Origin of the sequence: Rubripirellula lacrimiformis (genome assembly GCF_007741535.1) — a bacterium.
GTDB classification, from domain to species: domain Bacteria; phylum Planctomycetota; class Planctomycetia; order Pirellulales; family Pirellulaceae; genus Rubripirellula; species Rubripirellula lacrimiformis.
Genome location: NZ_CP036525.1, coordinates 1,487,038 through 1,511,848, shown reverse-complemented (window position 1 = coordinate 1,511,848; position 24,811 = coordinate 1,487,038). Strand labels below are relative to the sequence as shown.

The window sequence follows — 24,811 nt, the reverse complement described above, 5'->3', positions numbered from 1 at the left end:
TTCGAATGAGGGTGGATGGCAGCAGAAAAGTAGTCGCATGCGTTTTACGGCTTCATCAGCGATGGAAGCGAGGTCAATTTATCCCCCCCGCCGATGAAAGCCTGTCTCGGCGTGAACGTTCTAAAGCCGTACATCGACTCCCGACGCCACCCCGGTACCAATTCCCGCGCTAGCGGTCGCCAGGATGGGCGACGCGGGCCGTGAAACTTGTGTTTCATTTGTCGGTGCTTGTCGAGATGGACGCGGCTGACGCTGCCAAGGGGCTTGTTGATCATGAAAGGACGACGACGGATCATGTTGACCGGCCGACGCATCGGTTTCGACTTCGATGCTTTCGACGTTCATGCCCAGCGATTCCAGGCGACTGCGCAGTTCCGGCAAATGTTCGCGGAGGGCTGCACTTGCCGCTTCGGTATCCGCAACCACGCGTGCTTCGACCTTGCGCTGTTGGATCCGCATTTCGACCCGGACGGTCCCCATTTCGGATGGAGCCAATCGCAACCGGACGACCCCACCTTCGGGCCCTAGATGCTGGAACGCCTTGCTGACTCGCTGAATCAATTTGATGCGATTCAAAGTATCGGCCTGGTTCGTTTTGGCGTCCCCAGCCGATTTGCTGTTGGCAGCCGCATCGGCGCGGGATCCAACGGGCGGAGGAACCATCATTGATTCGCTGCGTGATGATGCTCCGATCGCATCGTTGCCTGCGCCGCGGCGCATCGCCGAGGACGATGCATTGTTTTGCTGTGCTGTCGCCGCTGCGGCTGTCACCGCGGACGATGCGGCGCGATGGGCAATGTCCGACGGCTTTACCGATTCGGGTGCATCCGGCATGGCGTTTTCGGGCTGAACATCGGTGGATGCAGAGACGGGCGGAATCGAATTGGATTCGTTCCGCGCCGCCCCGTTGGCCGACGACGGGTTGGACAAACCATGGTTCGATTCGGTTTTCTGGGCGTCCCCACCCCGTCCCCGCCGATCGCGCCGTGATTCGTGTTTCCCATCCTCTTGAACCGCTCCACCATCCAGGGCGGATGCTTCGGCCCCCGATGCACCGGCAAGATCATTGGAAATCGTCGGTGCGATCGATGGATCCGTCGTGGCTTGGTCCGCTAGCAACGAACCATTCCCATCGCCGATCGTCGCCTGATCGGTGTTCTGATCGGTTCGCGAAGCAACGCGGCGTTCATTCGCGGCGGCCGGTTCGGGTGCGGCGGCGGACGGATCTTGCCAGTTGGTATTGGCCGATACTTGATCGGTCGTCACGGCGATGGCAGTTTCCAGTTGCGACGTGTCCTGGGAATCTTCGTCCGCAGCGTTTGGCTGTTTGTTTCCATCGGCGGCCTGCACCGCAGCAACGGGCACATTGGACTCGGAAACCGTGTCAATCAAGAAGGATGCGTCGTCCAGCAGAGGTGCATCCGAATCGATTTCGTCATCGGATTCCTCTTGTTGCTGACCATCGACCGGTTCGCGGCCCAGGGTGCCCGAATCGTTGTTCGTGACGGTCGGGGTTGTGGGCGTCGCAGGTGCCACAGGCGCCGTCGATGCACCCATCGTCGCAAACAATTCCGCAAATGCATCGACCATACCGCCACCACGGATGACACCGCCGCGAGCAAGGTTCTGCAGATTTTGATTCGCAACGGACGTGATCGATGATGACGCGGATGAGCGCGCAGCATTGGATGTTAGATCACTCATGATCGAATTCCCCCCCGGGATCGCGGCACGGCGACGTGGCTGAACCGTACCTGCCGGGGAAAAATTCCTGGCTTGTGCGATCAGAGCCCGTCGACTGCCTGATTGATCAGTGATGTGGTTGGCATTCCCTCGCCAATCTGACGAAGGATCTCGGCAAGTTTTTCCGTTTCGTCCTTCGAAACAAACTCCGCCAGTATGTCTTTTCGTTTTTCTCCGGACATAGCTTGAATGATTGTGACGACGTCATCGATTCTTTCATCGTCATACATGATCAAGAGCTGCTCTTTTGCCTGAACCGGATCAAGCGCCTGAAGCGTACGTTGCACATCTTGCAGGCCTTTTTTCTGTGAACCTTCGCGGATTTGTTGAAGTTCTGCCTTGAACGACGTGCGGCGTTCGTCGAATCGATCTTGTTCGGTCCGCAAATCGGCCAACTTGGTGCTTAGCTCGTCGCGAAACGTCTGCTGACTTTGAATTCGAATATCCGAGTCGTAGCCTTCCAACTTTCGAGCTTCCAAAATCTCGTCAAAGTCCGGCTGTTCACGATCTTCACTTTGGCGAAGGATCTGCTGCAGCCGGTTCCCGGTGATATCAATTCCGTTGACCAACGCGATGACCTTGGTCACCGTTTCACTGCTGAAATGACCGCGAGTGAGGATATAGCCAAACAGGATCAACTGGGTAATCACCGTCGCGACACTGAAAGCGACAAAGGCGTTGAGTAGTTTTTGGATCATGTTGCCGGTTTCCGTCGTGCCAGAATGTAGGCTTGATTGCTGCGTTCGTCGGCATCGGCCTGTTCGTGACGACGCATTTCAGATTGATAGAAATCCCGTTCATTGGATTCCAACCGTTCGAATCGCTTGACCTCGGCTTCGGCTTCGACCAAAGCCGCTTGTCGGCGGTCACGTTCGCGAACCAATTCGTTTCGAGTTTCTTGCAACTGGACCAAATCGGCTTGCAGTTGCATTTCGTAGCGTCCGGTGGAAAGCAAACGTTCGACCGCAACTTCCCCCACTCGTCCGCTGGCGGTCTGGTCGCGAATTTCCTGTTGAAGCCTGCGAACCTCGTCCGACTGCTGGTCAATTTTTGCGATCGCCTGATTCGCTTTCCCCACCGCCGCACCGGCTTCGTCGCGTTGGCGACGACGAAGATCCATGATCGATGCAAATCGGAATTGGAACGACACAAGAAAACTCGATAGCAAGGAAACGAAATGGCGGGATCGGCGATGTCGTCCAGGGACAGCCGTCCAACCAAGTTTTGGCGAAACGTTGTTAGGCCCAGGTGGACAGGGATCGATTTAGGAACGTCGGAACAATCACAAACACAGTGGACTTCGTCAGAAACCCTTGCATGTGAAGGAAGTCTGGCGACGAATTCTGGCGAATCCCACGACGAAAGCCGTCACGGATGGTTCCGACGGTGGTTAGGTTGCGGCTGTTTTTCCAGCTTCGGCATTTCCGGCAGCGGGATTTCCGGCAGCGGGGTTGGCGGATGCGGGGTTGGCGGATGCGGGATGGGGGGCAGGTGCTGGTTTACCGGCCATGGCGGCATTGAGCGCAGCGATCGGCATTTGCATCAATTGCGTTAGCTGGACATGCGACTGTTGGAGCGGTGCGTTTTCGTCGGCTTGCTGCGTCAGCAGCATCTTCATCGGTTCACGCATCGCAATCGCAGCATCGATATCGACGTCGCTGCCGGCGCGGTAGGCACCAATGGAGATCAAGTCGGCGTTGCGCCGGTACAGGGCCAGGTGACGCCGCGCGGTCGATACCGCGGACGATAGTTCCGGCGTGATCAGGTGTGCCTGCAACCGGCTGAGACTTTCCAGCACGTCGATCGGCGGCCAATGTGCCTCGGATGTCAGTTCACGGCTCAACATGATGTGTCCGTCCAACAATCCGCGAAGCGTATCGGCAATGGGTTCGTTGTTGTCGTCGCCTTCGACCAGCACGGTGTAGAACGCTGTGATCGATCCCTTCGTGGTCCGTCCGGTTCGTTCCACCAAACGGGGCAGCATATTGAAGACGCTGGGGGGATAACCACGCGTGGTCGGCGGTTCGCCCGCGGCCAGTCCCAGTTCGCGTTGTGCCATTGCAAACCGAGTGACGGAATCCAGCAACAACAGGACATTGTCCCCTTGATCGCGAAACGTTTCGGCAATCGCAGTGGCTGTCCAAGCGGCCGAAACTCGTTGGGCGGCCGGTCGATCGCTCGTGGCGACAACGACCACGCTGCGTTTCAAGCCAGCGTCGCCCAAACATCGATTGATGAACTCTTGCACCTCGCGACCTCGTTCGCCGATCATACCGATCACGATTTTGTCCGCCGTGGTGCCCCGGGCCAACATCCCCAACAAAGTACTTTTCCCGACACCGGACCCGGCAAAGATCCCGAGGCGTTGCCCCTGGCCGCAGGTCAACATCGTGTCGATCGCGCGCACGCCGGTCTGCAGGATTTCGTCGATCGGAGGACGGTCCAGCGAATCCGGTGGACTACGATCAGCATCCACGACGACCAGATCGTTGGGCAGCGGTTTCCCATCAATCGGATCACCGAAGGCATCGATGACTCGTCCGCATAGCGAGGGCCCGACACGAAGCTTGGCCGTCCGGTCGATCAATCGCACCGGGTCACCGGCGGAAACCGCTGAAAGGCGTTCCATCGGTGCCAACACGGGATGCACCCCACGAAAACCGATCACCCGACCACGGATGGTGGAACCTTCGCTGGTGCTGAGTTCGCAGATGGCGCCGATCGGCGCCGTCATGCCCTCGATCTCTAGCGTCTCGCCGATCACAGCCGACACGCGGCCGCGAACTTGATGAGTCGTCGCCTTGCTGATCATCTCCGCCGTGGACTCGATCCCCGGCAACACCGGTGGATTCAAACGGTATTTCGCGGTGATAGCCGACGTCATGACAACAGTTCCTGTAATCGTGACAACTGGGCGTCCAAGCCGGCTTGAATTTCGCCACCGAGTTGGCGAACGGCGACCGAATCACGTGCTAAGGATTCGTCGGGTTCGACGTGAGTCTGTTCAGGAAGACTGGGCGAGGCCAGCATTTGGTCCAACGAATCGCCAAGCTGCGCCAGTGTTTCGGGGTGCACGGCCAACGTCAACTTGGTCGCAGTCCGTGTGCTGGTCAGCGCCTCTTCGGCCCACTGGACCAGAATCTCTGGCTCGTCCACCAGTTTTCGTCGCACGATCCGTTCGGCGACCGCCAACGAAATCGATTGCAAGGACTGGCTGTACCGGTTCATCCAACCGTCGTAGGTCAAGTGCATCTTTTGGACGGCCTGATTGATCAACGACAGGCTTTCCTTTGCACGTGCTTCGGATTCCTTCTGGACTCGCTTTTCGATATCGGCATCGGCCCGTTTTAGACCTTCTTGGTAGCCGCGTTCTTCCGCTTCAAGACGCAGCTTTTCGGCTTCGACCTTGGCGTCGTCCAGCATCTTCCGAACCTGCGTTCGACACTGATCCAACCGCGACCGGCCCTCGTCCGCCAAATCACTGAGATTGAATCCAGCCAAACCCGAGATATCGTGCGCCGCTTTTGTTCGTTCGGGAACCGACGTGGACTTCAGGACATTGGCCATAGTGGATCAGGCGAAAGGATGGTGAATGGAATGAAGCGTGTTTCGGATCAGCTTGGTGACGGTAGGCCGCCGACGCGTCGCAGTTTCAACGGATTGGAATTGCGGAATCACAAACCATCTCGGATCAGGCCGCGGCGGCGGCAACTTGGTGCGAAGTCGCAGCCTGCATTACGTTTCCGGGAACGTTCGAGGGCAGGGATGCGATCGCGACTCGTTCTTTGGCTTTGTCGATATCCCGCAGGTTCAGGGAGTTCAACGAATTCATTTGGCCTCGTACCGTCTTTGCTTGATCACGCGGCAACACGCTGAGCACCGATTCTGCTTTCGCGTTGGGCAATCCACATAGCGCCAACATCGCGTCGCGTGTCTCGACTCGCCCAAGCGCTCCGCACAGTTCCTTGGCCGACAACGTCAACAAGTGATCATGGATTTCGTCGGTCGTCCGAAACGGGGTCGCCGCGTCTGAATTTCCCACCGCGGTTGGCGGGCGATTCGATGGGGTCACATTCGATGGGGCTGTGTGCGAAGTGGTTGCGTGAGACGGGGCCGCATGGGCAGGAGTGCTGTGGGATGGGACTGCACTCGCCCCCACCTGATCGCTGGGCACGCGTCCGGCGGGCGACTGGGCACCCATCGTGTGCTGAGCCAGTTGAATGCTCAGAGCCGAATCGACGGCTTCGGCATGGACCGCACCGCGATAGCCACCGGATGCACCCGGGCGACCCGCACCGGCGGGATCGACCATCGACTGACGACCGGCATGTCCAGCGTATCGTGATGCTTCCGACATCGCGTTGTGGGCGGAAACGGATCGCTGTGGATCGACGCTGCGTTGATTCTCTGGCATGCCTGGCATGGCGGCTAAAATCGCATCCAAAGCTCGCTTGCCGGTGGACCCCGGCGACGGCGACGACTGAATCTGGCTCAACCGCGATCGAAAGTGGCTCGCGATTTCCGATGCCGCGGTTTCAGGAACTTCGGCCAAACGTCCTAGCCGGCTTAACGTTTCGGATCGCAGGGCAGGGCTTAGCCGCGGCAGGACTCGCGCGGCATGCGATGGTGCGATGGAGGCCAAGACCAGCGCCACGGCTTGCGCGTGTTCACCGGATAGCAGTTCGACCAGGCGGTCGTCTTCGACGTCACCCAAAAATGCCAAGGGAGAGGACGGGTCGGCTGGCCGCTGGACCTGTTGATTCTTCAAAATGGCGGGCCGCTGCATCGTCTCTGGACCCTGGCTGAAAAAGGCATCGTCCTGTTGCCCACCGCTGGCATCACCCGATATCCCCAGTTCATCTCCGCCGCTGGGTTGCTTCTGCACGGATACCTTGAAAGCCTGCAACGCGCGATGCCGTTCCAATGGATCCACATCGGCCAGGGTCGCCATGGTGCGGCGAATGGTTTGTTTGGAATTTTGGTCAATGGTTCCCATCAACTTTGCCGCAACCGACGCGGGCAAACTGCTCAACACGATCGCGACGCGGCGCAGCGCGGCATCGCGGTTCGTCGCATCGATTTGTGTTGAGCCTGCCATCAAGCCATTTTCCTCAGATACGGTTTGCCAACGCCGCCGATTTCCATCGACAACTATCTTCTAGACAAACTTGAGCGAAAATGGAAAGAGCGAAACAAAAAGTTCCGCCCGGTGGTGGAAGCGAATCCAACCACGAGACGACCGAAGCGTTTTGCGGACGCGCTGCGAACACGCTGATACCGGATGGCGTGAGCAGCAAGGTAGGCCGGAACAAGGAGCGCAGCGACGCAGATCCGGCAAAAGCGAATGCTAGCTACCGCGATGCAAGCCGGAGCGGCGAAACGCGAGGCCTGAGACAAATCGTTTCACCACGCGGGCAACGCCCCGTGCGTACACGCAGCGAAACTCGCGGCCTGAGACAAATCGTTTAACCGCGTGGGCAACGCCCCGTGCGTACACGCGGCGAGGCGCGCGGCCCGATGGGCACGCGGTGAAACGATTGGGGAAACGCACCGCTCTAGACAAATCGTTTCACCGCGTGGGCAACGCCCCGTGCGTACCAGCAGCGAAACGCGCGGCCCGATGGGCACGCGGTGAAACGATCGGGAAACGCGCGGCCTGAGACAATTCGTTTCACCGCGTGGGCAACGCCCCGTGCGTATCAGCGGCGAAACGCGCGGCCCGATGGGCACGCGGTTAAACGATTGGGGAAACGCCCCGCTCTAGATCAATCGTTTCACCGCGTGGGCAACGCCCCGTGCGTAGCAGCGGCGAGACGCGCGGCCCGATGGGCACGCGGTTAAACGATCGGGGATACGCACCGCTCTAGACAATTCGTTTCACCGCGTGGGCAACGCCCCGTGCGTACCAGCAGCGAAACGCGCGGCCCGATGGGCACGCGGTGAAACGATCGGGGAAACGCACCGCCCGAGACAAATCGTTTCACCACGTGGGCAACGCCCCGTGCGTAGCAGCAGCGAAACGCGCGGCCCGATGGGCACGCGGTTAAACGATCGGGATACGCGCCGCCCGAGACAATTCGTTTAACCGCGTGGGCAACGCCCCGTGCGTACCAGCAGCGAAACGCGCGGCCCGATGGGCACGCGGTTAAACGATCGGGATACGCACCGCTCTAGATCAATCGTTTCACCGCGTGGGCAACGCCCCGTGCGTACACGCAGCGAAACGCGCGGCCCGATGGGCACGCGGTGAAACGATCGGGGAAACGCACCGCTCTAGATCAATCGTTTCACCGCGTGGGCAACGCCCCGTGCGTACACGCAGCGAAACTCGCGGCCCGATGGGCACGCGGTTAAACGATCGGGATACGCACCGCTGTAGACAATTCGTTTCACCGCGTGGGCAACGCCCCGTGCGTACCCGTAGCGAGACTCGCGGCCCGATGGGCACGCGGTGAAACGATCGGGATACGCACCGCTGTAGACAAATCGTTTCACCGCGTGGGCAACGCCCCGTGCGTAGCAGCAGCGAAACGCGCGGCCCGATGGGCACGCGGTTAAACGATTGGGGATACGCACCGCTCTAGATCAATTCGTTTCACCGCGTGGGCAACGCCTCGTGCGTACACGTAGCGAAACGCGCGGCCCGATGGGCACGCGGTGAAACGATTGGGGAAACGCACCGCTCTAGACAAATCGTTTCACCGCGTGGGCAACACCCCGTGCGTAGCAGCGGCGAGACGCGCGGCCCGATGGGCACGCGGTTAAACGATGGGGATACGCGCCGCCCGAGACAAATCGTTTCACCGCGTGGGCAACGCCCCGTGCGTAGCAGCGGCGAGACGCGCGGCCCGATGGGCACGCGGTTAAACGATTGGGGAAACGCCCCGCTCTAGATCAATCGTTTAACCGCGTGGGCAACGCCCCGTGCGTAGCAGCAGCGAAACGCGCGGCCCGATGGGCACGCGGTGAAACGATCGGGGAAACGCACCGCCCGAGACAAATCGTTTAACCGCGTGGGCAACGCCCCGTGCGTACCGTAGCGAGACGCGCGGCCCGATGGGCACGCGGTTAAACGATGGGGCAACGCCCCGTGCGTACCCGTGGCGGAGCGACGGGGTACCGGGCGGTGCGGCTTTGCTAGGCAGCTTCGCCGACCCAGCCGCGGATCACGTTGGCGGCCACTTCGGGATTCCCCTCGACCAACTGCAGAAGTTCGTCTTTCAGCGATCCGCCGGTGATCGTCATCGTGTCCGGGTCGTCTTTGGGGGTTTCGACTTCGGGCGCCGGTGCGGGCAGATCCAGACCGAATCCTTCGCGGAACTCTGGCGGGGTCGAATCAGCAGCACCGCTGGCGGCAGAACGGGCAACCAGCAGAGCAGCCAAACCTAAGAACACCAACGCGATCGTTTGCCAGGACTCTGCCAACCACGCCAATGCGATCTTGGTGGTGTCCGGTTCGATGGCCGGTGGCCCAGGCAGATCGTAGTAGTCGAATACTTCGACCAAAGGAAAACGATCGGCACCGGCTGAAACCTCGGGCAACAGCGGAGCGACAGCGCTTTGGATTTTGGTGGTCGTTTCCGACTTCAAGGTCTCGTACGTCGTCTCATCCATTGGCGGCACATCGTCGATGGTCTTGTCCGGTTCTTTGGCCAAGAATTTCTGAGTATGCAGGGCGACGTAGTAGCTACGTGGCAATCCGATGGACACTCGCACGCGGGTGATCTGCAGCGACGCGACGCGAGAATTTTCGTATTGTTGTCCGGCCACTCCGCGCGTCTCTCGTTCGTCTTCTTTCGATTTCATCGTTTCGACATTATCGGCCAAACTGGCTGACCGATTCCCGATGGCGTTGGGCTGTGCACCGGGAACGCCTTGGGGTGGTTGCTTGGTGTTGGTCGTTTCAATCTTGCGTTGCTTGTTGGACAGATTGGTTGGTTCGGCGTCGTATTTCAACGTCGTCTTCTCGACGTCCATGGTCGGATCCACCTCGGCCGAAACCGCGATCTGGGCTGGAAACCCAATCAACAGATTGCGAACTTTTTTCTCGGTTTCCGATTCATATTCTCGCTTCTTACGCAGCACCGGATCGTCATCATCCGCGATCGATGATCCCGAAAGGTCGTTGGCATCGGTGACCACTACATCTTCGACCTTCATGCCGGCATAGGCGCCTTTGACCAGTTCTTGAATCGCCATTCGGCGGTGTTTGGAAAGCGGTGCGGTGCCTTCGGGCTGGATAAACACGCTGGCGGTCTGCGAAATTTCGCGTCCCAACCCTTGTCGTTCACCGCGGTCATGCACGACCGTCGCCGCTTTGATATCGGCCATCGACGCGATGCTGCGGCTAAGGTCCATTTCGCGTCCGGCATCAAAACGCGCGTTGTGCAGTTCGCTGGAATCAAAAACGGTGGTCGCTTTGATCGCTTCTTGAACATGGGTATTCAAGGACATCGGCAGCGTGGTCGATTCGCCCATGGCGGCGACGTAGATGTCTTTCGAACTGGCCGGAATCATCATCCGGGTGCCATCACGTTTCCAATCATTCAGTCCGGCGCGGCTGAACGACATCTCCATCGCGGCCAGTTCTTGATCGCTAAACACTTTGCCGCCAAACAGGTATTCGCGTCCGGCGGTTGCGTCACCTCGGACCAGAAACGCCAAACCGATAGCGATGGCAACGACCAACATGCCGGTAATCACGCGCGATTGCACCGGCATCGATGCGAATACTTGGCGAGCTTGATCGGTAGATTGCTTCAGAAAGTTCATTCAGGAACAGATGCAGTGGTGATGAATCAGATTTGAATTTGTTGCACTTCGCGATACGCTTCGACCAACTTGTTGCGTACTTGCAGCAGCATTCGGAACGCCAAGTCAGCCTTTTGAACGGCGGTCAGCACTTCGGCTTCGTTGACGTTGCCGCCGGTCAGCATCGTATGCACCATGTCGTTGGCGTCGACTTGCATCGAGTTGACGTTTTTGACTTCGTTGGTCAACAGTTTGGCGAACGAATCCGGCCCCGTCGCAGCACCGGCACCGCCCGCGGCACCGATCGATCCCGGCATACCGCCTTTGTTCACAGCGCCGTAGGGTGATTGATTCCCGAATGGCGACTGAGGACGTTGTGGCGGTTGGATTCCGGCGATCGGTCTCATCGATTTCTTTCGCCCCGATCAGCGGGGCAGGGGCTTAAGCCAGGATCGTCAGCGTTTCGCGGCTTAGGTTCTTGGTGATTTCCATCACCCCAACGTTGGCCTCGTAGGCACGCGTTGATTCCAGCGCGTCGACCATCTGGGTGGTCAAATCGATATTGGGATAGGCCACGTACCCGGCATGCTTGCCGTCTTTGATCGCCAACGGATGATTCGGTTGGTACTTGTAAAGCGGTTCGGCATCGCCGGTTTGGATTTTGGAGACTTTGACACCTGCCGCACCGGAAATCGAAAGCGAGTCGTCGGTTTGGAAAACCACTTCGCGAGCCTTGTACGGATTCGGTTTTCCTGTTTCGTCGGTCAGCGAGGACATGTTGGCGATGTTGCCCGAAACGGCGTTCAACCGTGTCCGCTGGGCAATCAGAGCCGATGTGCTGATGTCGAGTGCTTTTAACATGGAACAACCAGTGGTTGGGGACGACGTCGTAGAGATCGGGTTTTCGTTCGCTGTGGCCCTCGGCGGAGGGCCTAGGGATCGTGCGATCAAAAGGGGTCAGACACCTTTTGATCGCTCAGTCCTATGCGCGTTCAGTGATCGCGGCGCGAAGCAGGGCGAACTGGCTTCGCATGGTCGTGATCGCTAAACCGTGCAAGTGTTGGTTTTTTGCCAATTCGGTCACTTGTTGTTCCAGTGATACATCGCTGCCGTCATGGAACACCACTTGTTCGGTCGCTGCACGCGGGCCTGAATACAGGTCATCGCGAGTGTATGGACCGGATGAATGCGAAACAGGACGGTTGGCGTTGTCGATCGATTCAGCCAGCGCGTTCTGAAACTCGTTCGTGTCCAAGTCACGCGATCGGTAGCCGGGCGTATCCATATTGGCCAGGTTGCCCGCCAGCAGTTCGTGCCGTCGCTGAGCAAAGGTCAACGTGTGCTCGAGTGCTTGGATCGGCGTTCCGCCAAAGATGCCCTGCATGACGATCGTTTCCTTCTAGGCTGCCCGGCGACGAGGCATCGCAGCGACGGCGCGAGGGAACTTGACGGTCACACTGCCACCACCCTGAGGGCAATTCTGCCATTCGACGCTGGCACCGATCGCGGCGACCGCCATCGGACGGCTTTGGGGGCGTCGCCCCACATCGCTGCCGGTATCGGCGAATTCCAGTTCGACCCCATCAGCGGTTTCGCAGGCGGTGATCGTCAGATCGCCACCGTCGGACATTTCGGCCAGTGATTGGCCAACCAGGGCTCGCACCAAATCGACCGTGCGTCCCGGATCGGCAGGCACTTTCATTTGCGTGTCGATGTCCAGTTCTAGGCAAACGGGTCCCGCGTGTTCGATCAGTAAAGGAACCGTGACCGATTCCACCAGAACGGCTAAAGAATGGCTCGTCTTCGGGTCGATCCAATGATTTGTCATGGTAGGTTTCCGATTCCTTCGGTGACGAATTCGTCTGTCGTCTGGGTCAATCCATGACCCACAAAAACTTCATCTTGGCTGATACCTTGCAGCGGACATCCGACGCAAGAGCGGTTTAGGTTTCAGCGGGCACTTTTTGCTCGCACGCCCCTTCAAAAAGTTCTTTGTCGGTCGTAACGAGTTTGACCGAAATGGTTTGAAACCGTTCAGTCGCTCGACAAATCCAAGCTGCCGCCCGATTGATCGATCGTTTGCGACCGGGCGTAACTGTTGGCAGCGACGCGGCCGCTTTCAAAACGCGTTAGCTTTTCTTGAACCGAATCCCGAGTTTCGGTGAGCCGAGTTTCACAGTCGGCTTCGATCGCCAACAGTTCCTGGTGCATCAATTCGCACTGCTGTTGCATGGTTCGGCAATGCTGGCGAGCCGCATCCGAGGACCATCGACGCTGTTCAGGATCATCGTCGACGGCCGTCGCCAGTTGACGAGCGATTTCGGTCAAGCGAGCGATCGCAGGCTGTTTGTCGCTCAGGATCCGCATCAGATCCGTCATCCGATTTTCGTTGATCGCGGTGATTTGCAACTGCCCCATGTCCAACAGTTCCATCAACGCTTCGAAACGTTGCTGGACCAGCGAGGTTAGTTCATCAGCCTTCATTGTCCGATTCCTTCGTAATACTGGGGCTAGCGGCTCGTCGATCGAATCGAGTTTCAAATTTCATGTCAGCCGTTTGGGCGATCGCCCCGGTTTTCCGGGTGACGCTATCGCGTAACGGCTCACGAAAATCGACAAACCGCGGTTTTGCATCGCTAAACGCCGCCCTCGGTGATTCGATTATTCATCCATGTCAGGTACTGTTCCCACCCTTTGCGGTCGAAACGGGTCGTGTCGGCGAAGCGATCATCGTAGTCCGGTGGGATTCGTCCCAACACGATGTACGCTTGGCGGATCAACAGATCGGCTTCCTTGGTGCGGCCCAAATCCTTGGCACAGGCGACTCGCCCCAAGATCGCCTCCAACGCAGTCGGTTCGTTCATGTAGCGAAGTTCGACGGTTCGATAGGCTGTGCTAGCATCTTCCAACCGGTCCATCTGACGCATCGTACTGGCCTCTGCTAGATAACAGTTTCGCAGCATCGCTTCTTCGTTGGGTGGCAATTGGACTTCTTCTTCCCGCATCACCAATTCGCTTCGCAGGTTGGTAAAGCTGTCCAAGGCAATTTGCAGTTCTTGATCGGCACGGGTTCGCAGGGAACGCTTGGCAGCTTCTAAAATTTCGGGCGACTCGGCTTCGATACGCGGCCAGTTGGCTGCCAACACATGACATCTGGCCGCTAGGTAAGCGGCATTCAAGGTCGCGGGCTTTTCGTAGCGTTCGACCGCTTCTTCGAGATACCGAATCGCTTCCTCCAGAACCGGTTGATTCTCTCGCATCAATTGAATCGCCTGTTCGCCGGTGGCCTGTTCCGCGGCCAGATGGCCCTGGTAGGCCTGTTCGTAGACCAGTTCGCCCAGCCGCAACAACGAGTCACGCCACGCCGGACTTTGCGGCGTCAGTTCCCCGTCCTGCAGGTTATCCATCAAATATTGACGCGCCTTGTCCAGTTCTTGGCGTTCGGCATGCGCTTCGGCAGCCAGCAATCGGGCGTCATACCGAAGCGGATCTCGTGGATATTCGACGATGCATGTCTCCACTGCCTGGATCGCTTTGTCTTCGGCCCCTTCGGCCAACAGAGCACGACCGTAGGCGACCAAACCGCGTGGCAATTTCTGTCGTTCTTCGTACCGCAGGTAGGGTTCCAGCAAGCGGATACTGCGCCGGAAATGTCGGCCCTTTTGGTACGCATCGATCGCCGACCACTGAGCCGGCAGGTATTTCTTGGTATCAAAATTCAGCTGTGCCGATTGGGCATACGCATCGCCGGAGGCCCGAAATCGTGAACGGGCTAGGATCGAGGCCGAGCGGGCTAGTTCCCCCGATACATCGGTCCCATCACGAATCGTTGCCTCTGCCCACTCGCCATACCCGATCGCTTCCTCGCTCAACGCATCCGCCACATCGATCACCGGTGGCAGACTGCGAGCGGTGTCGATGGCGTTGGGATAGTCGCCGCCCCGACGCAGGTTTTCGATCGCCGAAGACAGCCTGCGTTTGAAAGCTTTGAAGGTGACCGCATCGGCATCGAAGCCGCTGGGATCCGCGATTTCTCGCATCATGTACCGCGTCGTTTGCAAGACTTCGTCACCGCGCCGCAGCCGCGCCAGCAATTCGATTTCTTCCAAGCCGCCTAAAATTGCCATGGCGCCGAACGGTCGCTGACTGCGAACGGCGGTCAGATGGCTGAGGCTTTCGTCTTGTCTTCCCTGCACCAATAGGCTGCGGGCTAGCCACAACCGTGCCTTGGCAGAAGTCTGTGGTCCCGATTCTCGCTGCAATCGTCCCAGTTCTTCGTCGGTTTGCGCTAAATCCTTGATCGCGTCGCTACGGTCCTCGAATTCCGTCGCCGGGAATGGTCCATACCGCCCGGTCGCCTTCATCACTTCGATGATGGCTGCTACCAAGGAAACCTCGTTACGAAATTCAACCTGTTCGGCCTGCAGAGTCACGTCCGAAACAAACGGGATCGCTAGCAATTCCGTGATCCGGGTGTTGGCCTCGCCGAACCGCTTCAATTCGACCAGCGACCGCAATTGGATCAACGTGGCCGCCCACCGCTGGCGATGGGTCAGCGATCCGTCACGCAAGTGTTCGTTGATGGTGTCCAGTGCCGCGGCTACCGCCACCCCACCGGATCGTAGCTGAACCTCAGCGATGATCGGACGAAGTTGGCGCCGCAGCGTTGGATCCCGTTCTACCGCAGCGAGCAGCGAATCGGCAGCGTCAGAAAATCGTCCCAGTCGGTACTGTGCCATCCCCAGTATTTGATAGCCTTCGGTCTGCCGCCCCACAGGAAACCCGTTGTTGCGTGCAGCTTCCAGCGGTTTGATCGCATCGATCAGCAGTTGACGACGTTCACGGATATCTTCGACTTGTTCAACCTGAGCGACCCTTCCGGCGCCAATCAGGAAATCTCTCAGTCGAATCCATTCTTGATGGATATCGGCTGCGGCCTGAGCCTCAATTTCCTCGGCAGTCAGCTCGACGTCGGGGTCGGCAATCTGCGGCACCTCTTCCTCCGGCGGCGGCAGCTCGATCGGATCCCCCGTATCGGGGTCCGTCTTCAGCGGCTCTGGCTCGCCTTCGAAACGAACGGTTTGCGCCAGTTCACCAGCCAGGATGGGTCGGCCGGCCACGAATTCCTGGGCCGCCACTCGCAACACTTCGTACGAATCGGTAACCCCGGACCGCCACCACAGCGAAAACAACATGGCGAACCCGCCGACGGCTACCAGGGCAGCTGCCGCCATCAAAGCGGTCGTGACCGTATCACTCCGTTTCGGTGAACCGGCCTTCGCTTGGTCGTTAGGTTTCGGATCTGCCATGGGGAATCGGGCGTGTGCGTGAAACCCAAGGCGTACCAAACCCCCGGTGCCACCCACAAGAGCGAAATCGAATCGCGGGCCGGTAGGTCAGTAGGTCAGTAGGCAGTGCACGCAGCCCGCGGTCTCCCGATCGACGTTGCTCTGCGCCTTGATCCAGATGACTTCACTGACTTCATTTCACTGCGAATCCGCCCATTCGAAAAAGCTTTCGATCAGCGATGGCAAAGTAGACGGACCTCCGGCTGCGCAGAACTGATCGTTTTCAATCCAGCGCGCCGTCCACGTCCGCTTTGCACTCGAAATGCCGTTGTCGATCCTGTCCAATTTGCGGCCGGAGTATTCGGTACCGGACAAATCAATTCGCAGCGACCATCCCGGGTTGTCCAGCGTTTCAATCGACACCCCATTGGAATGTTCCCATTGTCCGTTGCAGTGCGACTGGTACCACTGTTGCAGTCGGTCTAGCGAGTCAGGCATAGATCAATCGGCGTCAGCGGGAAGAAAGGAAACACGGTTTGCGATCTGGGCCAACCACAGACGAACCTTGACCGCAGTCCAAATCAGCGCCGTCGCTGGCCACACCAGCCATCGATTCGCGCGGACACCGATGACCGGCAACAACATTCGCACCGCGTATCGTAGATGTTTCCAACGGTAAAGACGATAGAGTTTCGCCAGGTACCAGTTGGCTTCGCGGCGTCTTCGGATCGGCTGCTGGGACCGCCCCGCGACGATGCAAGATGCAAACATGATTTGCCCGTCCTCTAGTTCCAGCATCCGTTTCAGGGCGAACGAACAACGCGTCCAGAACCCGATGCTGGGATCGGCCCTCGCTTCGGCACTGAGCATCTTCATGAACATGCCGTAGTGCCTCGCCTCGTCCTGTGCAAGCGCGGTGTATACCGCGCCCACATTCCGATCCGTCGCCGCATCGGCAAGCACACGGTACAGGGCACTCGCTAGCGCCTCGACGACGCATCGAGAAACCATTTCGGCAGCGACACAACCGCGGACGGATTCGCCCGTCGGTTCGTGATAGGAAACCAACGATTCGTACGCCGACATTGATTCGTCGAACTGAAAATTGGGATCCGTGGATTCGCAGACAGTGCGCAGTGTGAACCCGTGTTGGCATTCTTCGACGTTCCAACGTTCAATCGCCGAAGTCCAACTGGCGTCGCGATCGCGAAAGATCGCCTGCAGGTACTCGGCGTAATCGTCGCATCGAGATTCCAGCAAGCAGATGGTCTTGGTGATATGCAGCAAAGAAGCGTCAAGGCGGACACTGGACAAATCAAAATCGTCAGGCTTCCAGTGATTCGGAGAAGCTTTGATAAATGTCTCGGTCACGTGCACCTTCGCCGTCGACAGTTCTACGTTCGCGGCCAACCACTGGGCCAATGACCTACATCACCTGGAACGTGGCCGGTTCTAGCTGCGTTCGGTAGGGGATGATGGGACCGGAATCGATGGCAGCGCATCGCGATAGGTCGTCGGCGTATCCAACACGAATCAGGTTTCGTCCACCCAACGTGTTTTCCAAGCATTTCCGCAGCGTATCCGGATCTGGATTCGGCAGCGATCCACACCAAAACTGGCGTGCAATTCGGGATGCGTCACAGAGCGGGGAAGGGGCATCGGAATCGGTCGCATCGGTCCTGTGCAGCAGAACCCCGTCAATGATTGCGCCGGCAAGCAATACGTCTTCGCCGGTGACTTGACCGTCCGTACCGGCGCACACCACGTGCAGGCTTTCGAAGCGATGAACGTGCTGAACGACTGCCGACAGATTCAAGAAGCTAGCCAACACCATGGTGCGAGCCGATGACGCGGATTGAATCGCGCGGGTTCCGTTGGTAGTTGTCAGGATCAACGTCCGATCTGCCACTCGGTCGGCCGTGTATTCGGCAGGCGAATTTCCGCAATCAAAACCTTCGATCGGGCGACAGCCACGTTCGCCACACAACAAAGTCTGTGGCCCCAGCGATGCAGCCAACGCGCGAGCCGCATCGATTTCGCGGCAAGCCAATATCTGCTTTGCCCCCGATTGCAATGCCGTCGTCGCAACGGAGGTGGCGCGTAGAACATCGATCACAATCGCCACGTCGGCAGCGGCCGATGGAATGGGATCCGCAGGGCTCAATGACGTATGAATTTGCAACAGAACAACTCTTGAAGAAACGCTTCACCAGGCTTCGTGCGATACACGGGACGCTGGTTTCGTCGGTCAATCGCACACAGAATCGACCGAGATCTAAGGCGTCAAGTAACGCAACCAGTTGCGAACGTATTGGCCGGGAACATAGGCGGTCGGTTGCCCCAGCAGACCAGGTCCGACCTGGACAGGGTTGACCGACTGGCCGAAGTTCAACAGTGGGCCAACGGGTGCTGAGTTGGCCGGCGCGACGGCAATCGGGGCTGCCACTTGTCCCGGCGGTGGGATCGTTCCCGGTGGTAGAGTCCCGTTCGTCATCGGCACCAAAGTGGATGGCGCGTACCCTGTGGGCGCTTGGTACCCGACTTGTCCACAGCCAATCCCGCTGGCGGCCGAATAGCTGCTTGGGGCGCTGACGTTGGGGCAGTTGTAAATGGTTGCGAATCCACCACCGGACATCTGCGGCTGTGGAATTGGCGTCAAATCGCTGCTGGATCCGATCGACTGCTGGGCCAACGGCACGGACTGTGACGGGAACGAAGGCAGACTTCGTGGTTGCGATCCGTTCATAGGGGCCCCGTTATTGGGCGCTGCCCCCAGCTGGGAAGTCGTTGGCGGCGTGAACTGGGGTGCCCCAGGCGAAGCGGTCATCGCGGGCGGTGGCGTCACCGGAAACCCAGTCGACGGCGGCGACGTGAAACCAGGCGATGTCCCGGCAACCGGCCCGCCGGGGCCCGTGGTGGCACCGGACGGCAACGTCATCTGCTGCATCGCGGTTTGACGGACGCTGGAATCGTAGCCGCCACCTGAACCGTAGGACGCAGTCCCGATCGGGCTGGCCGCATAAGATCCCGGCGAAGCGTTGTAGGCAGTTTCACGGTACTGGACCGCAGGTCGGATGGCAAAGGATGCCGACGGTGGGGTCTGCTGGTCGGCCCGGCCGGCGTAACGATCGGCGGGCTGACCGATGTACTGATCCACGGCACTGGGTGCCCCGATGGGACGCAAACGGGTCTGCGGTGTATCGAAGTCTTGGGACGTCGCCGATCCTACCCATACCAGGGAGGCCCATATCAGGAAGGCGAAGTTCGCGGCCGTCAAGGCGACCCAGTGGTATCGTTTCATCATCCGTCCTTTGAATTCGAAATCTGTCGTTGGCATGACGACATCTTACTTCCCTATGTCTTCCTGGCCGAATAGTGCAAGACCGATGCCATGTCGTCCAATATTCCAAAAATCGAATCAAAAATATCATCGATTCGTCACCCGGCTGCCGAAAATGCGATGGTTTTCGACAATCCCTCTCGAACGTCTTCTATCGGCGATCCGTGGTAGATCATTCAATCCGATGTAAAGGATGCACGGGTGAATCTGGCCGCCCGCCGTCTATTCGCCGCAGTCAACTTCGGGAATTCGGCCAAAGCGAAACACGATCGCCGTCAAAATGATGCTGCCGGCGGTCAAACAGATCCATGGCGACACGCCCAGTGCCGATGGCAAAGTACCGGTCACGATACAAACGAGACCGACCACGATGGCGTACGGCATCTGAGTTCGAACGTGAGAAAGGTGGTCACATCCACTGGCTCGACTGGACAAGACGGTGGTGTCGGATATCGGCGAACAATGGTCGCCAAAGATGGCTCCGGCCAATACCGCCCCACAGGTCGACAACGCAACGGCACCATGCTGGCCAGCAGCCGGATCTAGTTTCAAAGCCAGCGCGATCGAAAGCGGAGTCAGAATCGCCATCGTGCCCCAGCTGGTGCCGGTCGAAAACGCGATCGCACCGGCTAACAGAAACACCACCGTCGGCAGAAATCGTGGATCCAGCCGGTCGGACAACACGCTGGCCAAGTAGCCGCCCGTGTCCAGATTGTCGGGTTCGGTCATCGCCGAGAGCGCCCAAGCGAACCACAAGATCAGCATCGCAGGCAACATCTGAGCTGCGCCTGCAAGCGCAGCCCAACCGGCCGTGCTAGCATCACAGCCCCCCATCCCTAGATGCATCACGACAGCCATCACCAACCCCACGCCACCGCCCACCATCAGCGCGACGTAGGAGTCGCCGTTTCCGAGCACCTGCCCGGCCAAACGCAACCAACCGTCATCCGTTCCCATTGCATCCGGTCCCAAGGCACGGACTCCGGTCATGACCAGAACGATTCCCACGGCGATCACGCACGCGATGACTGGAACGACCGCCGCCATCCACAACCAGCCGTCCGATTTCGTGTCAGCCGACAGCACGTCGGACTTTGCGGAACAGGCGTGACCGATCGACTGGGCCGCATCCGATTCGAACCGCTTCATCGGCCCCAAGTCGCGGCCTGTCAGCGAAACCAGGTAGACCATCACCAGCGCCAACCAGGGATAGAACCGGTACGGGATCGACTGAATGAACATCTCGAACGCAGCCGAATTGCCCTCGATCCCGGCGGCCGTCAAACCGTCGGCCATGTAACTGATTTCGATCGCCGCCCAGGTGCTGACGACCGACAAACCCGCGACCGGCGCCGCCGTAGAATCGACCAAATAAGCAAGTTTTTCTCGCGATACGCCGAACCGATCGACAGTGGTCCGCATCGTCCCGCCGACCAGCAATGTGTTGGAATAGTCGTCAAAGAAGATCGCCAGCCCCGAGGTTGCCACCATCGCCTGCGCACCACAGCGGGTCCGAACACGCTGCGACAGACGCTGGATCAATGCTCGCATTCCACCGCCTTTTTCCAGCACGCCGACCATCGCCCCCAGCAGCAAGCTGAAAACCAGAACCTGAAAGTGCGACAGCGAGACCACGGAATGGTACATCGACTGGATGAAAATGACCGGTGATTCCCACCAACTGCCATCCGGCGGTCGCCAAGAAAGCAGCACGTGACCGTCGGCGAGCCGCAAAGAGGGGATCGGTGCCCAACTGCCGTCAGCAACACGTCTGGAGAGCAATACCGCTCCGACAAAGACACCGGCGGCCAAGGGCAACACGACGCGGCGTGATGCAATCGCCAGCGAGATGGCGACCAACGGCGGCAACAGCGACTCGGGTCCTGCGGCGATGTCCATCAGAACCTTTCAGCCACGGCCGATTACTTCCGCGAGCCGACCGAACCGAGCACAGGCGGCACCAGAAAACACTCGTCATCGTGCGATGGCGAGTTGGCGAGCGCCTGATCGCGGCGCAGACTTTCAACCGGCACGTCTTCACGCCACCGATTATCGACGTCCAGCGCCGTCGTCATCGGTTCGACACCTTCGGTATCCAACTGAGACAACTTGCGCACAAACCCCAGGATGCTGTCCAATTGTGGACGCACCTTTTCGACCTCGGCGGCTGACAATTCCAGCCGCGCCAGGAGTGCTAGTTTGCGGACGTCGTCATCGGTAAGTGACACGAAGCAGGCCTTTTCAAGCGTTGATTGCGGGAAAAGAGGCAGGCCAAAGCCTGCCACGCAGGCTACTTTTTGCCCGAATTACCAACGTCAAACGGCTTGGTCTTGACCGTCTTACGAACCACACCACTGCGGATGCACTGAACGCACACTCGCAAAGTCTTGTTCTCGCCGTTAGGCGTCGTTACGTGGACTTTTTGGAGGTTCGGGACGAACTTTCGTCGCGTGATTCCGGTGATTTTCGTACCGACACCGCCCAAGTACTTAGCCTTACCGCGGGTTTCGATGCGGTTGCCCATTTGGACTTTCTTGCCGCACGCTTCACATTGCCGTGCCATTACGGTTCTCTTGATTTGCTATGGATGATCGATGGATTGGTGTTTCGAGAAGCCCAGCACTATACAGTCTGTTTCGATTTTCGTGAAGCAGGATTCCGTTGGATCCGAAAACAGAACGGGAATACACCAGACGGGGGCCCACTTGAGGCGATTTGGGATCTTTTTGGACGTTTGATCGAATTTCATTCACGGCCAGTCTGAAAATTGCCGATCGACCGAACAGACCTCCTCACCGACAAAGTCTGCCAAAATTGCCGAAGCCGAATTCGGACCAGAAACCTCAACCCTCCAGTCACTCCCCATGACATTCCATCTAGCACGCCGCCACGAGTCTTCCACCACCCTTGGGGCGGCTGTCCTGGGCCGAACCGGGGCCATCGTCGCATGGGCTAGCTTGGTCATGCTGACAACCGGCTGCTCGACGATTCACATCCCAAGCAGCCCGTTTTCCCACCCGTCATCGGAATTGGATGGCTACGCGGGCATGGAAGGCGTCCCACAGCTGCCGTCGACCGAAGCCGAGGAAGTCTACAACGCGGTCCGCCAAGCCAGATCCCAGGGCGGGATCGTGTTGCACGTGCCCGGCGATTCGCCGCCGACGCGTGTTTTGCCGCTGCCGACCGACGGACGAAGTGTCTATATCAGCAACCTGCTGAAGCAAACCGGCGTTCAAAAGAAGCTCGGTACGATCGAAGCAACCCTGTTCCGCCATTCCGCAACGTCCATCGCGGGCATCCCGCTGGAATGCAAAATGGACGATGACGCCTATTCGGTGCGCCCCGAATTTGACTACGCCCTGCAGCCCGGTGACCGGCTTCGAGTCAAAAAAGCCACCCACCCTGCCATCCAAGGGTTCGTCAACGCAATGCTAGGGATGTAGCCCACCCGACAACCCACCCCCCACGGTGTGCGGAATGCAAACCACCCCGAAGCGATCATCATCGACAAAGTGCCTGCCCGCGAAAGCGTTTCCCCCGGGTGATGGCGGACGCGATCCGCATTTTTCGGGGGATTGAAGGTTCCCTCGGCCTTCCAGGCTGGTAAAAATGGGGCTGTGCCAGACCGAATGGAACACGATCTGGTTTCCTATCGACGGAAGACTCCCTTCAACCGCATTTAGGCGGCCAATCGTTCGCAGATTGCCCCCGTGCGTGTGACTAGGCCACCAGCTTGCAAGAGCTCACTTTCCATTCGAAACGCCTCAGCGGTCAACCAAGCCGACGTATCCGCCCGCGCACGGCGTTCACGTTGGTCGAATTGTTGGTCGTGATCGCCATCATCGGCATTTTGGTGGGCCTGTTGCTGCCTGCGGTACAGGCCGCACGCGCAGCCGCTAGACGAGTCCAGTGCCAGAACCATCTGCGCCAGATCGGTCTGGGCATGCACAACTACGAATCCACCTACCGGTCACTGCCTTGGGGCGCCAAGGGCGGATGGGGCCAAAGCTGGACGACGGACCTGTTGCCATTCATCGAGCAAACCGCGCTGTGGGATCGAACCCCACAGGGCGAAGAGGGCTGGGCAACGTCCAACACCCCCGAAAGCCAACGATTGCGGGAACTGTCGCAGACCTTGGTTCCCACCTATCGCTGCCCCAGCCAACCGGGCCCCGATTATCTGTCCGAAGATGGTGGTCTGATCGAATCGCGAGCCATGAACAGCTATCTGGGCAACGCCGGCAGCAATATCGATCGTGATACGTATTCGACGTCCACCTACTTGGGGATGGAAGCCGGAAACGGAGTTCTGCGAGTCACCGACTGTGTCACCAATCCCAGCCAAGCACCGTGGCCACCGACGATCCGGTTCCAAGGAATCCTAGACGGGCTGAGCCACACGGTGATGATTTCCGAAACTCGTTACATCGACCTCAACGAGTGTGGCATCTGTGACCATTTTTCGCTGTACCACCCCGACTTTGATCGAGGCACGGGCACCGATTTTTCCGAAGTGCTGATGTCGCTGAAACACGGCATCAATCTGCAAGACGTCCCCAAAGAAGTGCTGGAATCGTCGGTCGGCAGTTTCCACACCGGCGGCGTGCATGCATTGATGTGCGACGGATCGGTCCAGTTCATGACCGACAGCCTGGACGCGTCGATTCGTCACGCCATCGGTTCCCGCGGCAATCGCGAAGTCTACGACCAATCGGTGTGGCAGTAGTTCGCGACTGGGGCACTACCGGCGAATCACGCGGGGTAAGGCGGGTGGGACAGGCGATTTCCGCTGCCCCAACGTTCCCGTCTCCCTCGGTGGGCTGCCGACCTACGGTAGCCGTTTGACCTTCAGGTTTCGGAAGTAAACCTTGCTTTCCGGATCGTGCGCCTGCAGAGCAAAAGTGCCTTCGCCCAGCAACCGGTCAAAGTTGTTGTCGAAAGCCTGTTTGTCGGCCGGTTGGGTGTAATCGACCAGCGTTCGACCGTTGATCTTCAGTACAACATGGTTGCCCCGGACGATAATTTCCTGGGTGTACCACTCGTTGTCCTGGACTCCTGGGTCGGCAACATTTTCGACCGCGTACAGGCTGCTGGATTTTTTCGGATCCTTGTGCGACACGTTGACCTGGCATTCAAATCCAGCTTTCGGCCAACCCTGTGACTGATACTGGGTGTGAAAGTAGATTCCGGCATTACTGCCAGGCGTGGTCATCACTTCGGCGCTGAAGTGGAAATTCTTCCAGGGTGATTCTTGTCCAACATAGAACAGGTGACAGCGATCCCCCTGGCACACCAATTTGCCGTCTTCGACCTTCCAGCTGTCCGGATTTTCGTCCGCTTTCTTCCATCCATCGAAAGACTTTCCGTCGAACAACGACACATAGCCATCGCCAGATTCAGACACAGGTGAATCAGCAGCCACCAATCCGCCAGCGAGCGAACCGACGAACAAACAAGTCAACAAAACACGCAGATGCATCACAAATACTCTTATCAAAAGCGAAAGAAGGTGGGGGAGGGAAACAGGCAGACCGCGACGAATGAGGGTTGCGTGGCAAAATGGTACCCGACGCGCTGGCGAGGGATTCCACGTCGACGCGCTGGCGAACGCGTCGGCTTTCCAAACCAGGTCCATTCGCCCGCGCGGCACTAGCATGTGGGATCACCGAAAGTCTTGGCGACTTCCGCT

The 24,811-nt window shown here is 58.7% G+C and carries 24 protein-coding genes; 2 read left to right on the top strand and 22 right to left on the bottom strand.

The window, feature by feature from the left end; genetic code table 11:
• Positions 1 to 120 precede the first annotated feature (120 nt).
• The 21 genes from K227x_RS05280 to rpmB all read right to left on the bottom strand — a co-directional run bounded on the left by K227x_RS05280 (position 121) and on the right by rpmB (position 21,685).
• Entirely contained in the window at positions 121 to 1,704 is a 1,584-nt protein-coding gene (locus K227x_RS05280; RefSeq protein ID WP_145168554.1) for a flagellar hook-length control protein FliK, read from the bottom strand.
• 80 nt (positions 1,705 to 1,784) lie between these two features.
• Entirely contained in the window at positions 1,785 to 2,441 is a 657-nt protein-coding gene (locus K227x_RS05275; RefSeq protein ID WP_145168553.1) for a hypothetical protein, read from the bottom strand.
• Entirely contained in the window at positions 2,438 to 2,893 is a 456-nt protein-coding gene (fliJ, locus tag K227x_RS05270; protein WP_145168552.1) for a flagellar export protein FliJ, read from the bottom strand. The genes K227x_RS05275 and fliJ overlap by 4 nt, the downstream gene beginning before the upstream one ends.
• Positions 2,894 to 3,133: 240 nt before the next feature.
• Positions 3,134 to 4,627, bottom strand: coding sequence for a FliI/YscN family ATPase (locus K227x_RS05265; RefSeq protein WP_145168551.1), 1,494 nt, complete (start codon positions 4,625 to 4,627; stop codon positions 3,134 to 3,136).
• Positions 4,624 to 5,310, bottom strand: coding sequence for a FliH/SctL family protein (locus tag K227x_RS05260; protein WP_145168550.1), 687 nt, complete (start codon positions 5,308 to 5,310; stop codon positions 4,624 to 4,626). Before K227x_RS05260 ends, K227x_RS05265 begins: the two co-directional genes overlap by 4 nt.
• Positions 5,311 to 5,434: 124 nt before the next feature.
• Positions 5,435 to 6,841, bottom strand: a complete 1,407-nt coding sequence (locus K227x_RS05255) for a FliG C-terminal domain-containing protein (protein WP_145168549.1) — start codon at positions 6,839 to 6,841, stop codon at positions 5,435 to 5,437.
• A 1,175-nt stretch (positions 6,842 to 8,016) separates the two neighbouring features.
• Positions 8,017 to 8,238, bottom strand: coding sequence for a hypothetical protein (locus K227x_RS05250; protein WP_145168548.1), 222 nt, complete (start codon positions 8,236 to 8,238; stop codon positions 8,017 to 8,019).
• Between the two features lie 642 nt (positions 8,239 to 8,880).
• On the bottom strand, positions 8,881 to 10,515 hold the full coding sequence (locus tag K227x_RS05245; protein ID WP_145168547.1) for a beta-cystathionase: 1,635 nt from the start codon (positions 10,513 to 10,515) through the stop codon (positions 8,881 to 8,883).
• Positions 10,516 to 10,541: 26 nt separating this feature from the next.
• Positions 10,542 to 10,901 carry a flagellar hook-basal body complex protein FliE gene (gene fliE / locus K227x_RS05240; RefSeq protein ID WP_145168546.1) on the bottom strand — a complete coding sequence of 120 codons (360 nt, stop codon included), beginning with the start codon at positions 10,899 to 10,901 and terminating at the stop codon, positions 10,542 to 10,544.
• Positions 10,902 to 10,935: 34 nt separating this feature from the next.
• Positions 10,936 to 11,355, bottom strand: coding sequence for a flagellar basal body rod protein FlgC (flgC, locus tag K227x_RS05235; protein WP_145168545.1), 420 nt, complete (start codon positions 11,353 to 11,355; stop codon positions 10,936 to 10,938).
• 121 nt (positions 11,356 to 11,476) lie between these two features.
• Positions 11,477 to 11,878, bottom strand: a complete 402-nt coding sequence (locus K227x_RS05230) for a flagellar basal body rod protein FlgB (RefSeq protein WP_145168544.1) — start codon at positions 11,876 to 11,878, stop codon at positions 11,477 to 11,479.
• Between the two features lie 15 nt (positions 11,879 to 11,893).
• Positions 11,894 to 12,322: a sensor histidine kinase gene (locus K227x_RS05225; RefSeq protein WP_145168542.1), complete on the bottom strand. Its 429-nt coding sequence runs from the start codon at positions 12,320 to 12,322 to the stop codon at positions 11,894 to 11,896.
• A gap of 206 nt (positions 12,323 to 12,528) precedes the next feature.
• Positions 12,529 to 12,978: a hypothetical protein gene (locus tag K227x_RS05220; RefSeq protein ID WP_145168540.1), complete on the bottom strand. Its 450-nt coding sequence runs from the start codon at positions 12,976 to 12,978 to the stop codon at positions 12,529 to 12,531.
• 152 nt (positions 12,979 to 13,130) lie between these two features.
• Entirely contained in the window at positions 13,131 to 15,803 is a 2,673-nt protein-coding gene (locus tag K227x_RS05215) for a tetratricopeptide repeat protein (protein ID WP_145168539.1), read from the bottom strand.
• A gap of 177 nt (positions 15,804 to 15,980) precedes the next feature.
• Entirely contained in the window at positions 15,981 to 16,280 is a 300-nt protein-coding gene (locus tag K227x_RS05210) for an immunity 53 family protein (RefSeq protein ID WP_145168537.1), read from the bottom strand.
• A gap of 3 nt (positions 16,281 to 16,283) precedes the next feature.
• The gene (locus K227x_RS05205) at positions 16,284 to 17,153 is read right to left on the bottom strand and encodes a ferritin-like domain-containing protein (protein WP_145168535.1); all 870 of its coding nucleotides are present in this window, start codon (positions 17,151 to 17,153) and stop codon (positions 16,284 to 16,286) included.
• 55 nt (positions 17,154 to 17,208) lie between these two features.
• A complete protein-coding gene (locus K227x_RS05200) occupies positions 17,209 to 17,964 on the bottom strand; it encodes a 2-phosphosulfolactate phosphatase (RefSeq protein ID WP_246146545.1) in 756 nt (251 codons plus the stop codon).
• Between the two features lie 93 nt (positions 17,965 to 18,057).
• Positions 18,058 to 19,119, bottom strand: a complete 1,062-nt coding sequence (locus K227x_RS05195; protein ID WP_145168530.1) for a hypothetical protein — start codon at positions 19,117 to 19,119, stop codon at positions 18,058 to 18,060.
• Between the two features lie 225 nt (positions 19,120 to 19,344).
• Positions 19,345 to 21,021, bottom strand: a complete 1,677-nt coding sequence (locus tag K227x_RS05190) for a Na+/H+ antiporter NhaC family protein (RefSeq protein ID WP_145168528.1) — start codon at positions 21,019 to 21,021, stop codon at positions 19,345 to 19,347.
• Positions 21,022 to 21,044: 23 nt separating this feature from the next.
• Positions 21,045 to 21,350 (bottom strand): Asp-tRNA(Asn)/Glu-tRNA(Gln) amidotransferase subunit GatC, encoded by a 306-nt coding sequence (gene gatC, locus K227x_RS05185; protein WP_145168526.1) that lies wholly within the window; start codon positions 21,348 to 21,350, stop codon positions 21,045 to 21,047.
• A 62-nt stretch (positions 21,351 to 21,412) separates the two neighbouring features.
• Positions 21,413 to 21,685 carry a 50S ribosomal protein L28 gene (gene rpmB / locus K227x_RS05180; RefSeq protein WP_145168524.1) on the bottom strand — a complete coding sequence of 91 codons (273 nt, stop codon included), beginning with the start codon at positions 21,683 to 21,685 and terminating at the stop codon, positions 21,413 to 21,415.
• Between the two features lie 301 nt (positions 21,686 to 21,986).
• Here rpmB and K227x_RS05175 point away from each other — a divergent pair, with 301 nt between their 5' ends.
• Complete coding sequence (locus tag K227x_RS05175; RefSeq protein ID WP_145168522.1) at positions 21,987 to 22,565, top strand: hypothetical protein; 579 nt, start codon at positions 21,987 to 21,989, stop codon at positions 22,563 to 22,565.
• A 290-nt stretch (positions 22,566 to 22,855) separates the two neighbouring features.
• Entirely contained in the window at positions 22,856 to 23,848 is a 993-nt protein-coding gene (locus K227x_RS05170) for a DUF1559 domain-containing protein (protein ID WP_246146543.1), read from the top strand.
• Positions 23,849 to 23,950: 102 nt separating this feature from the next.
• Here the strand turns inward: K227x_RS05170 and K227x_RS05165 are convergent, their stop codons facing one another.
• The gene (locus K227x_RS05165; RefSeq protein ID WP_145168520.1) at positions 23,951 to 24,601 is read right to left on the bottom strand and encodes a 3-keto-disaccharide hydrolase; all 651 of its coding nucleotides are present in this window, start codon (positions 24,599 to 24,601) and stop codon (positions 23,951 to 23,953) included.
• Positions 24,602 to 24,811 lie beyond the last annotated feature (210 nt).

Bases quoted from the DNA above. Each gene is read 5' to 3' on its own strand.
- K227x_RS05265 (WP_145168551.1), bottom strand. From the start codon at position 4,627: ATGACGTCGGCTATCACCGCGAAATACCGTTTGAATCCACCGGTGTTG.
- K227x_RS05260 (WP_145168550.1), bottom strand. From the start codon at position 5,310: ATGGCCAATGTCCTGAAGTCCACGTCGGTTCCCGAACGAACAAAAGCG.
- K227x_RS05175 (WP_145168522.1), top strand. From the start codon at position 21,987: ATGACATTCCATCTAGCACGCCGCCACGAGTCTTCCACCACCCTTGGG.
- flgC (WP_145168545.1), bottom strand. From the start codon at position 11,355: ATGTTAAAAGCACTCGACATCAGCACATCGGCTCTGATTGCCCAGCGG.
- K227x_RS05275 (WP_145168553.1), bottom strand. From the start codon at position 2,441: ATGATCCAAAAACTACTCAACGCCTTTGTCGCTTTCAGTGTCGCGACG.
- K227x_RS05220 (WP_145168540.1), bottom strand. From the start codon at position 12,978: ATGAAGGCTGATGAACTAACCTCGCTGGTCCAGCAACGTTTCGAAGCG.
- K227x_RS05225 (WP_145168542.1), bottom strand. From the start codon at position 12,322: ATGACAAATCATTGGATCGACCCGAAGACGAGCCATTCTTTAGCCGTT.
- K227x_RS05255 (WP_145168549.1), bottom strand. From the start codon at position 6,841: ATGGCAGGCTCAACACAAATCGATGCGACGAACCGCGATGCCGCGCTG.
- rpmB (WP_145168524.1), bottom strand. From the start codon at position 21,685: ATGGCACGGCAATGTGAAGCGTGCGGCAAGAAAGTCCAAATGGGCAAC.
- fliE (WP_145168546.1), bottom strand. From the start codon at position 10,901: ATGAGACCGATCGCCGGAATCCAACCGCCACAACGTCCTCAGTCGCCA.
- K227x_RS05210 (WP_145168537.1), bottom strand. From the start codon at position 16,280: ATGCCTGACTCGCTAGACCGACTGCAACAGTGGTACCAGTCGCACTGC.
- K227x_RS05245 (WP_145168547.1), bottom strand. From the start codon at position 10,515: ATGAACTTTCTGAAGCAATCTACCGATCAAGCTCGCCAAGTATTCGCA.
- K227x_RS05215 (WP_145168539.1), bottom strand. From the start codon at position 15,803: ATGGCAGATCCGAAACCTAACGACCAAGCGAAGGCCGGTTCACCGAAA.
- K227x_RS05165 (WP_145168520.1), bottom strand. From the start codon at position 24,601: ATGCATCTGCGTGTTTTGTTGACTTGTTTGTTCGTCGGTTCGCTCGCT.
- K227x_RS05230 (WP_145168544.1), bottom strand. From the start codon at position 11,878: ATGCAGGGCATCTTTGGCGGAACGCCGATCCAAGCACTCGAGCACACG.
- K227x_RS05280 (WP_145168554.1), bottom strand. From the start codon at position 1,704: ATGAGTGATCTAACATCCAATGCTGCGCGCTCATCCGCGTCATCATCG.
- K227x_RS05190 (WP_145168528.1), bottom strand. From the start codon at position 21,021: ATGGACATCGCCGCAGGACCCGAGTCGCTGTTGCCGCCGTTGGTCGCC.
- K227x_RS05195 (WP_145168530.1), bottom strand. From the start codon at position 19,119: ATGCCAACGACAGATTTCGAATTCAAAGGACGGATGATGAAACGATAC.